General features: G+C 69.9%; 10 protein-coding genes. 8 read left to right on the top strand and 2 right to left on the bottom strand.

From position 1 onward, the window contains the following. Positions 1–69 precede the first annotated feature (69 nt). The 6 genes from ACS5PV_RS02960 to ACS5PV_RS02935 all read left to right on the top strand — a co-directional run bounded on the left by ACS5PV_RS02960 (position 70) and on the right by ACS5PV_RS02935 (position 5,215). Entirely contained in the window at positions 70–1,059 is a 990-nt protein-coding gene (locus tag ACS5PV_RS02960) for an ABC transporter substrate-binding protein (protein WP_455393868.1), read from the top strand. Between the two features lie 16 nt (positions 1,060–1,075). After that, positions 1,076–1,891 (top strand): ABC transporter permease, encoded by an 816-nt coding sequence (locus tag ACS5PV_RS02955; RefSeq protein ID WP_455393867.1) that lies wholly within the window; start codon positions 1,076–1,078, stop codon positions 1,889–1,891. A 4-nt stretch (positions 1,892–1,895) separates the two neighbouring features. Continuing rightward, positions 1,896–2,750, top strand: coding sequence for an ABC transporter ATP-binding protein (locus tag ACS5PV_RS02950; protein WP_455393866.1), 855 nt, complete (start codon positions 1,896–1,898; stop codon positions 2,748–2,750). A 160-nt stretch (positions 2,751–2,910) separates the two neighbouring features. Further along, positions 2,911–4,020 carry a Ppx/GppA phosphatase family protein gene (locus tag ACS5PV_RS02945; protein WP_455393865.1) on the top strand — a complete coding sequence of 370 codons (1,110 nt, stop codon included), beginning with the start codon at positions 2,911–2,913 and terminating at the stop codon, positions 4,018–4,020. Between the two features lie 110 nt (positions 4,021–4,130). Then, entirely contained in the window at positions 4,131–4,901 is a 771-nt protein-coding gene (locus tag ACS5PV_RS02940) for an RlmE family RNA methyltransferase (protein ID WP_455393864.1), read from the top strand. Next, the gene (locus tag ACS5PV_RS02935) at positions 4,898–5,215 is read left to right on the top strand and encodes a hypothetical protein (RefSeq protein WP_455393863.1); all 318 of its coding nucleotides are present in this window, start codon (positions 4,898–4,900) and stop codon (positions 5,213–5,215) included. Before ACS5PV_RS02940 ends, ACS5PV_RS02935 begins: the two co-directional genes overlap by 4 nt. Positions 5,216–5,433: 218 nt before the next feature. Here ACS5PV_RS02935 and ACS5PV_RS02930 read toward each other — a convergent pair whose 3' ends face one another. Further along, complete coding sequence (locus ACS5PV_RS02930; protein ID WP_455393862.1) at positions 5,434–5,742, bottom strand: hypothetical protein; 309 nt, start codon at positions 5,740–5,742, stop codon at positions 5,434–5,436. Beyond that, entirely contained in the window at positions 5,742–6,398 is a 657-nt protein-coding gene (locus ACS5PV_RS02925; RefSeq protein ID WP_455393861.1) for a PspA/IM30 family protein, read from the bottom strand. The genes ACS5PV_RS02930 and ACS5PV_RS02925 overlap by 1 nt, the downstream gene beginning before the upstream one ends. A 163-nt stretch (positions 6,399–6,561) precedes the next feature. Here ACS5PV_RS02925 and ACS5PV_RS02920 point away from each other — a divergent pair, with 163 nt between their 5' ends. Together ACS5PV_RS02920 and ACS5PV_RS02915 are read left to right on the top strand one after the other, a co-directional pair. Further along, positions 6,562–7,131 carry a LemA family protein gene (locus ACS5PV_RS02920; RefSeq protein WP_455393860.1) on the top strand — a complete coding sequence of 190 codons (570 nt, stop codon included), beginning with the start codon at positions 6,562–6,564 and terminating at the stop codon, positions 7,129–7,131. A gap of 12 nt (positions 7,132–7,143) precedes the next feature. Next, positions 7,144–9,063, top strand: a complete 1,920-nt coding sequence (locus tag ACS5PV_RS02915; RefSeq protein ID WP_455393859.1) for a M48 family metalloprotease — start codon at positions 7,144–7,146, stop codon at positions 9,061–9,063. Positions 9,064–9,335: the final 272 nt, after the last annotated feature.

The following is a 9,335-nucleotide window of genomic DNA, read 5'->3' as shown; positions in this document are numbered from 1 at the left end:
ACTTTTGTCCAATATCTCCCTCCGAAACGAACCGGCTCTGCGACCGGGTTTTCGGACAGGGAGTGAAGCATGCTCAAGCGCCTCGCCGTCGCCGCCACGTTCCTGGCGGCCCTCGCCGGCCCGGCCGCCGCCCAGGACGTCGTTCGTCTCGGCAACCTGAAATTCGCCCATTACGGCGCGATCTCCTACATGAAGGAGATCGCCGCGAAATATAACCTCAAGATCGACGAGAAGCAGTTCGCCAAGGGCGCCGATATCTATCCGGCGATGGCCGTCGACCAGATCGACATCGCGGCGTCCGGCGCCGACGGCGCGGTGGCGGCGCGCGGCAACGGCGTGAAGCTCCTGGTGGTGGCGGGCTTCGCCAATGGCGGCGTGCGCATCCTCGGCCGGCCCGATCTCGGCGCCAAGACGCTCGCCGACGTGAAGGGCAAGAAGGTCGCGGTGGTGCGCGGCGGCACCCAGGACCTGATGCTGCTCGCCGAGCTGGAGAAGAACGGCCTGACCTGGTCGGAGCGTGCGGGCAAGGACGTGCAGCTCGTCTACTTCAACAACTACGCCGACCTGAACCAGGCCCTGGCGCAGAAGTACGTCGACGTGATCTGCCAGAGCGAGCCGCAATCGACGCAGGCCATCTCGAACGGCTGGGGCTACGAGATCGTCAAGCCCTACGACACCCCGATCGGCGTGCCCTACCGGCCGCTCGTCATGACCGAGAAGATGTATACCGAGAAGCCCGAGGTCGCCGCCCGGGTGCTCAAGCTGTTCGTCGAGGCGACGAAGACCTTCATCGAGAAGCCGGACCTCGCGGAAAAATACGTGCGCGAGCAGGTGTTCAAGGGCCAGCTCAGCAGCAAGGATTTCCGCGATTCGATGGACAACGCGGATTATACCTACGACATGCCGGCCGGCCACATGCAGATCACCGCCGACCTGATGCACAAGTACGGGCTCGGCAAGATGGTCAACCCGCCGAAGAGCGACGCCGAATGGGTCAAGCTCGACCTGCTCGAGAAGGCGAAAGCCGAACTCGGCGCCAAGACGACGAAGACCAACTGAGCCGTCCCGGAGATCTATGGTGACCCGCCTCTCCGCCTTCCGCGGCGCGCTGCTGCCGGTCGGGCTGCTGATCCTCTGGGAGATCGCCAGCCGCGCCGGCCTGTTCTCGGCCGTCGTGCTGCCGCCGCCGAGCGCGGTGGCCTCCCGCTGGTTCGCCAGCCTCGTGCCGGCCCTGCCATACGACCCCGCCAGCCAGAGCTACACCGCCTGGCTGTTCTCGGGCGAACTGCCGCACGACGCGGTGGCGAGCCTGAGCCGCGTGGTCGCGGGTTTCGCCATCGGCGTCGGCCTCGCCCTGCCCGTCGGCCTGCTGATGGGCACGAGCGACCGGCTCTACGGCCTTGTCAATCCGCTCTTGCAGATCCTGCGGCCGATCCCGCCGATCGCCTACATCCCGCTCGCCATCGTGTGGTTCGGCCTCGGCAACCCGCCGGCCCTGTTCCTGATCGCGCTCGGCACCTTCTTCCCGGTTCTCGTCAACACGATCGCGGGGGTACGCCAGGTCGATTCGATCTACGTCCGCGCCGCCCGCAACCTGGGGGCGAATTCGTGGACGATGTTCCGGCGGGTGATCCTGCCGGCGGCGAGCCCGTTCGTGCTCGCCGGCATGCGCATCGGCATCGGCACCGCCTTCATCGTGGTGATTGTCGCCGAGATGATCGCGGTGTCGGACGGGCTCGGCTACCGGATCCTCGAGGCGCGCGAATACATGTGGTCGGATAAGATCATCGGCGGCATGCTAACGATCGGCATCCTCGGCCTCGTCATCGACGGCGCGATGTCGCGCTTCAACGACCATCTGCTGCGCTGGCACCGCGGCCTGGAGCGCTAGGACCATGACCGCGACAGCAACCCTCCTCCGGCCTGAGCCAGCGGCCGCCACGGCCACCGTGCCCGGCGCCGCCGAGATCACCATCGCGAACGCCTCGAAGGTGTTCGGCTCCGGCGACGGCGCCGTGGTGGCGCTCGAGAACGTCACCGCGTCGATCCCGAGCGGGCAGTTCGTCTGCCTGCTCGGGCCGTCGGGCTGCGGCAAGTCCACCCTGCTCAACGCCATCGCGGGCTTCTCGGCCCTGACCTCGGGCGAGATCCGCATGAACGGGCGCCCGGTCGTCGACCCGGGCCCCGACCGGGGCATGGTCTTCCAGGAATACGCGCTGTTTCCCTGGATGACGGTGGAGCAGAACATCCGCTTCGGCCTCGACATCAAGGGCGTGGCGCGGCAGCAAGCCGACGCGGTCGTCGCCCGCATCGCCGGGACGCTGGGCCTGTCTGACTTCCTCGGCCGCTTCCCGAAGGAATTGTCCGGCGGCATGCGCCAGCGCGTCGCCATCGCCCGCATCCTGGCCCTCGACCCGCCGGTGATGCTGATGGACGAGCCGTTCGGCGCCCTCGACGCGCTGACCCGGCGCACGCTCCAGGACGAATTGCTGCGGATCTGGGCCGAGTACCGCAAGACCATCGTGTTCGTGACCCACTCGATCGAGGAGGCGATCTACCTCGCCGACCGCATCGTCGTGCTCACCTACCGCCCGGGCCGGATGAAGCGCGACCTGATCGTGCCGCTCCCTCGCCCGCGCGACACGGCCTCGGCCGAGTTCAACGCGCTCAAGCGCGAGCTCGCCGGGCTGGTGATGGAGGAGCAACAGCGCTTCACCCAGGCCGAGCTGCACGGAACGGCGGTCGATTGAGCGCAATTCATTGGATGGCCTCGCGATTGTCCCGGTGACGGGACGGCGGCCGCGGCACGATCGCGGCTTTGCGTTCCGCCCGGAGCCACGTAAGCTCCCCATCATGTGATGGACTTTTCGCCCCGCGAGGGTGCGGATCTGAGGGATATCGGCACAGCCGATGAGGGATGAGACGGCCGTCTCCGTGCCGGCGCGCGCCGCGGAGTACGCCGAGACAGCGCGCGCGACCGCGCCCCCGCCGCACGCGGCGGGGGATGATCCTCCACGGCGCCCGGAGCGGCGCGCCTACGCGGCGCTCGATCTCGGGACCAACAATTGCCGGCTCCTGATCGCCGAGCCGGCGCCCTACGGGTTCCGGGTGATCGACGCCTTCTCGCGCATCGTGCGCCTCGGCGAGGGCTTAGGGAGCACCGACCGCCTGAGCGACGACGCCATCGAGCGGACGGTCGACGCCCTGGCGGTCTGCCTCGGCAAGATGCGCTCGCGCGGGGTGGTGCGGGCGAAGTCGATCGCCACCGCGGCCTGCCGGCTCGCGGTGAACGGGCCGGCCTTCGTCGACCGGGTGCATCGCGAGGTCGGCCTCGACCTCGAGGTGGTGGACCGGCGGACGGAAGCCTACCTCGCGGTCACGGGCTGTGCGGCGCTCGCCGACCGGCACGCGGAGTCGGTGGTGATCTTCGACATCGGCGGCGGCTCGACCGAGATCGTCTGGCTCGACGGCTCGGCCGCGCTCGCCCGCAGCGCCGACCCGACCCTGCGCATCCGGGCCTGGGATTCGCTCCCCGTCGGGGTCGTCACCCTGGCCGAGCGCTATGGCGGGGCCGACGTGACCCGGCCGGTCTTCGAGGGCATGGTCGAGGAGGTCGCCGACCGCCTCACCAAGTTCGCGCTGATCGCGGGTGCTGCGGCGCACGCGCCGAACTTCCACCTGCTCGGCACCTCCGGCACGGTGACGACGCTCGCAGCCACCCATCTGCGCCTGCCGCGCTACGACCGGCGGCGGATCGACGGGTTGTGGATGCGCGACCGCGAGGTCACCGACGCCATCGACGGCCTGCTCGCGACCCGCCTGTCGGACCGGGCACAGAACCCGTGCATCGGCCGCGACCGGGCCGATCTGGTGCTCGCTGGCTGCGCCATCCTGGAGGCGATCCGCCGCGCCTTCCCGTCCGAGCGCCTGCGCATCGCCGATCGCGGCCTGCGCGAGGGCCTCTTGATGAACATGATGCGCGAGGACGGGGTCTGGCGCCGGGGCGTGCGGCCGGGCTGACGATGCGCCGGGCTTGCGCCGGCCGGCTTTCAAGAAGCGGGCTTGCGCCCGCAAGCCCGGGGCGTCATTGACCGCGAACGATTTTTTTCGATCATCGAAGGTCAAGGGATATGAGCGATCGTCGCGGCGGCGGCCTCCGGGGCGACCTGAAGCAGAGGGTCAAGACCGGGCGCGGGCGCACGGTCTCCTCCAAGCTCTGGCTCGAGCGCCAGCTCAATGACCCCTACGTGGCCCGCGCCAGGCGCGAGGGCTACCGCTCGCGGGCGGCCTTCAAGCTGATGGAGATCGACGACCGCTTCCGGCTGCTCAAGCCGGGACAGCGGGTGGTCGATCTCGGCGCGGCGCCCGGCGGCTGGTCGCAGGTGGCCGCCGCCAAGGTCGGCAGCCATCCGGGCGCCGCCTCGCCGCGGGGCCGGGTGGTCGGCATCGACCTCCTCGAGATCGAGCCGATGCCGGGCGTCGACTTCGTCACCCTCGACTTCCTCGATCCGACCGCGCCCGGCCTCCTCACCGAGATGCTGGGCGGACCGGCCGACGTCGTGATGTCGGACATGGCCGCCAACGCCACCGGCCACAAGAAGACCGACCACCTGCGCATCATGGGGCTCGCCGAGACGGCCCTGGCGTTTGCCCGCGAGATCCTGGCGCCGGGCGGCACCTACCTCGCCAAGGTCTTGCAGGGCGGCACCGAGGGCGGCCTGCTCACCGACCTGAAGCGCGATTTCTCGAGCGTGCGCCACGTCAAGCCGGCGGCGAGCCGGGCGGACTCGAGCGAGCTCTACGTGCTGGCGACCGGCTACCGCGGCGCCGAGGCGACCGACGGGCCGTATCGCGAGACCGATGACGGCGATGAGGAGGACGAGGCGGGCTGGCGGCCGTGACGCCGGCAGCGGCGATCGCGCGGGCCCGGGCGCTCCTCCTGGCGGACGGATTCGTGGAGGTCGGGCAGGGCACGCGGGGCGAGAGCTTCTACTTCGTGCTGCCCGGTACCGACGGGCAGTTGCGGGTGGCGAACCACGCCCGCACGCCGAAGCAGCGGCTCAAGCATCCGGAGGTGGTCGCGAGCCTCGTGGTGACGGGGCCGTTGTCGGACGAGGCGCTGCGGGAGCGGCTGGGCGCGACGCTAAGGGATTTCCAGGCACGGCAGGGATCGGCTGACGATGTTGGTCGCGCTACCCTGGCGTCTGTAAGGTAATGACGCTTTCCCGTTCTCATCGAGTGGAGGGTTTGCGTCCCAACCCCGTCAGCTCGGCTGCGTGAGTGACCGCTTCAAATACATTGCGGCCGCTCCTCATCTCGCGCGCGAATGTCGGAAAACAGGTGTTTTCCGACATCCAGGATCGCGGGCGCCGGTGACGTTCGGGGCCGGGTCGATCGACGCATGACGGCCTGAGAGCCCGGAGCCCCGGCGCGTCAGGACGCGGCGGGAGCCGCTGTGCACCGCGCCGCTCGCGCCTTGGCGAACAAGCGCCGGCCGTTCCAGGCCATGGCAGCCGCCATGCCGCCGACGCCGACGAAAGTCGGCAGCCCGCTGCCGGTGGCTCCGGCCGCCAGGGCCGCGAAGCCCCAAAGCAGCGCGAAGCCCCAGCAGACCAGGCCGGCGAGGTAGTAGCGGCCTGCCTGGGCGAGGGCCGAGCCGTGCCGCGCGGCGGTCTGCAGATCCTCGAGCCGGAGGGCGCCGGCGCTCTTGCGGCCGAACCCGGCGGGCGGCTTGCGGATCATCAGGCCGCCCTCGCGGCCTTGAGGGCGGCAAGGCGCTCGGCGATCGCCGCACGCCTCTGCAGGACATCAATCTCGGCGACGCCGCGGAGCGAGGCGGCGTCGGCCCGAACCGGTGCGCCCGCACCCGTCATCGCCCGCGCGAAGGCCTGCTCGGCGGCATCGACCTGCCGCTCCGCCGACCGTTCCGCGCTGCTGCTGCCGCCCGCCGCCTCGGTCCGGGCCTGCCGGTAGGCCGACAGCGTGTCCTCCATCTGGGCCTTGCGCGCCTTCAGGGCGGCGAGGCCCTCCTCGATTCGCGCCTCCTCGGCCTGCGCCTCGACCTGCGCCTCGGCGAGGGTGACAGCCTGGGCCTCGAAGTCGAACTGCTGCGACAGGGCCGCCTCCGCAAGATCCTCGCGACCGCTCTCCAGCGCGAAGCGCGCCTTCTCGGTCAGCGCCTCGATGCGCTTGGCGAGCAGCGCCTGCTGGCGGGCGGCCTGGAGCCGGCGCGCAAGGGCAGCCTCGCGCTCGGCCGCGACCCGGTCGACGGCGCGGTCGGCCTCGCGGATCGCCTCGCGCATCACCGCCTCGCCACCGGCCTGCTCGAGGCGGTCAACCGAGTCCTCCACGCTGGCCGTGAGAATGCGAGAGATGCGATTAAAGATCGATTCAGCCACATTGCGCTCCACCAACTGATGACCCTATGTTACGATCCGCGGATTAAATCCTGTTTAACGGGAAACATGAATTATCCAGCCAACGAAAAAATCGAATGTCTACTACGTCATTGCAATCAAACCTCACGCTGCCGGTGGGACGGCACAACTGACGAGGCAGTCCATGTCGTCAACCATCGTGCTCGCCGTGATCGCCGGAGCCGTACTTCTCCCGATCCTCATCCTCTTCGCCACCTACAATCGGCTCGTCGCCCTCGATCAACGCTGCGAGACAGCGTTCGCCGACATCGACGTCCATCTCAAGCACCGCCAGAACCTGATCCCGGGCCTCGTCGAGACCGTTCGGGGCTTCGCGAACCACGAGCACGAGATCCTGCTCGGCCTCACCCGCGCCCGCTCGGAGGCGCTGGCCGCGGTCGCGCCCGAGGCACGGCTCAGCGCAGAGAAGAACCTGACCCAGAACATCAACACCCTGATCGGGATGGCCGACCGCTATCCGGAGCTGCGCGCCTCGGGCCACTTCACGGCCCTGCGCGACGAACTCGTGGGCGCGGAGAACCGCATCACAGCCTCGCGGCGTTTCTACAATCTCGCCGTCGGCGAGTATGGGGCGACCTTGCGCCAATTCCCCGGCAGCCTCGTCGCGCGCCTGCGCGGCCTCACCCCGCGAGAGCCCTTCGATCTCGGCATTGAGCGGATCCTCATCGACGAGCCCGTCGCGTTCAAGTTCTGACGGGAGGCACCGATGTTCCTGCGAGTCAACGGCCTCTTCGGCTGGATCCAGGCCAACGACCGGCGCACGATCCTGCTGTTCTGCGGCTTTCTCGCCGCGCTCAACGTGGCGGCGGCCTTCGTGCTCTGGCTGCCTCTCTTGGCCTTCGACCCCGCGCACGCGCCGAGCCTCGCCCCAGCGGGCTACGCCGTCCGCTACGTCCCGGTCGTCACCCTGGCGGCCGCCGGCGTCTTCGGGCTTCAGTTGCTCTGGCACGTCCAGACGGTCCAGCGCTCGGTCGCCTTCGCGTTCGTGGATGACGCCGAGGAGCCTCGGCTCTGCCGCCTCGTCGAGCCGCTCGCGATCACCATGGGCCTGCCGACGCCCTATGTCGGGGTGATCGAAACGCGGGCGCTCAACGCCTTCGCGTGCGGCCTGAGCCGCCGGAACGCCGTGGTGGTGGTCACCCGCGGCCTGATCGAAGCGCTCGACGACGACGAGCTCGCCGCGGTCATCGCCCACGAGCTCGCCCACATCGCCAACGGCGACATCCGCCTCCTGGCCGCCGCCAATGCCTGCCTGCGCATGATCGACTGGCTGGTCCTGCCCCAGCGCTGGGAGGCTAACCGCCTGCGGGAGGTGCTGGCCTTCCCGATGGTGGTCGTGGTGATGCCGCCGCTCCTCCTGTTCATCCTGTCCCTGGGGTTCTGCGGGCAGTGCATCCTGCGCGGCAGCCGCCTGATCCGGCTGCTCATCACGGCCTCGCGCGAGTTCGTGGCGGATGCCCGCGCCGTCGAGGTCACCCAGAACCCGGCCGCGCTCCTGTCCGCCCTGGAGCGGATCGAGGGCCGGAGCGGGCTCGCCGCCCTGCGGCCGGGCCAGGACGCGATGATGATCGACGGGGCCTGCGAGGGCGCCTTCGCGACCCATCCCCCCATTGCCCGGCGCGTCGCGGCGATCGTGGCCGTCACCGGATCGCTGGCCTTCGTGGCGCCGCCCCGGCGCGACACGCGGGCCCGCGGCTTGCAAAGCCCGGCGTGTTCGCCAATCCGGGCGAGCCTGTATGGGACGGCCGTCAGGGTCCCGGAGCGCGGCGCGCTCGCACGGATCGGGGCGGACGACCCGCGGAACTGGCTGGGGCTGACGCCGGCCATGACCGTCGGCGCGGTGCTGGCGGCTGCGCTGTTCCTCGGCCTGCACTGGCGCGATCTCGGCCGGCCCGAGGCGCTCGTCACCGCGCTCGACCCGCGCCCGGCCGCGGCGATCTTCACGGTGGCGGCGCAAGGGACGGCCTGCAGCGTCGCAATCCTCGGACAGCAAGCTCTCGCCCTGCCCCTGCCCGCCCGCTGCGAGGCTGAGGCGATGCAGAACGCCAGGATCGCGCAGGCGGCGGTCGCGGGGCCGGCGGGCGCGATGCTCAAGGCGATGGCCGAGCCGCCCGAGGGCATGTACAGCCTCGGGTTCGGGACGTTCAGTTCCGTGCCGCCCCCAGCCGTCGAGGCGGCCGAGGTGCAGTCGAAGCGCTGCTTCCGCACCCGGGGCTACACGCCGGGCGAGGAGGGCTGGCACCGGGTCGACGCCCCGCCGCGGCACGACGGCGCCTTCAACATCCGGCGCTGGCTGGCCCACGCCGAGGACCGCGCGGAGGCCGCCGGCGCGGCTGCGGGCGACGCGGCCGACAAGCCCCTCAAGGAGTACATCGAGGCGCGCAAGCTCTTCTACGAGAAGGTCGACCACTTCTTCGGCGAGCCCGGTCTCACCGTCCTGCGCGCGGCCTACGCTTCTCCCGCCCACAGACGGGCCCTGGAGCGCCTGCGCGAGCGTCTCGCCGATCCGCGCTGGGCAGCGGCTCAAGGGCCCGTTGCGCTCGCCGAAGCGCGGCTCCTCGCCACCAACCCGGAGGCCTTCGTTACCTGCATGGCCCGCGCCCGGATGGCGGCCGGTGAACCTTGAGAACGCGCGCCGATGCGACAGAGGCGGATCCAGTCGGGTCGTTCAAGCCGGAGCCGATACGGAACCCAGGTTCGTGGTGATCACGCGAGGGTCTGCGATCCCACGCGGTCATTCGGCAGGTGCAAGCCTGTATACGGAAAACATGTGTTTGCAGACAGGAGAGGCCGTCAACCACGAAATGCACCGACCTCCACCGTAGAGGATGTGTGACAAACCCTGCCGGATTGAGAGAATGTGCGAAAACATCGCCTGAGGGGTTTCCCGTTAGAAGC

It is taken from the genome of Methylobacterium sp. Gmos1 (genome assembly GCF_053764715.1).
The sequence above is the reverse complement of the archived record's forward strand: the minus strand, read 5'-3'. Positions and strand labels throughout refer to the sequence as shown.

Coding starts and splice junctions, on each gene's coding strand:
- ACS5PV_RS02920 (WP_455393860.1), top strand. CDS start 6,562: ATGTCGTCAACCATCGTGCTCGCCGTGATCGCCGGAGCCGTACTTCTC.
- ACS5PV_RS02960 (WP_455393868.1), top strand. CDS start 70: ATGCTCAAGCGCCTCGCCGTCGCCGCCACGTTCCTGGCGGCCCTCGCC.
- ACS5PV_RS02940 (WP_455393864.1), top strand. CDS start 4,131: ATGAGCGATCGTCGCGGCGGCGGCCTCCGGGGCGACCTGAAGCAGAGG.
- ACS5PV_RS02955 (WP_455393867.1), top strand. CDS start 1,076: ATGGTGACCCGCCTCTCCGCCTTCCGCGGCGCGCTGCTGCCGGTCGGG.
- ACS5PV_RS02930 (WP_455393862.1), bottom strand. CDS start 5,742: ATGATCCGCAAGCCGCCCGCCGGGTTCGGCCGCAAGAGCGCCGGCGCC.
- ACS5PV_RS02915 (WP_455393859.1), top strand. CDS start 7,144: ATGTTCCTGCGAGTCAACGGCCTCTTCGGCTGGATCCAGGCCAACGAC.
- ACS5PV_RS02950 (WP_455393866.1), top strand. CDS start 1,896: ATGACCGCGACAGCAACCCTCCTCCGGCCTGAGCCAGCGGCCGCCACG.
- ACS5PV_RS02945 (WP_455393865.1), top strand. CDS start 2,911: ATGAGGGATGAGACGGCCGTCTCCGTGCCGGCGCGCGCCGCGGAGTAC.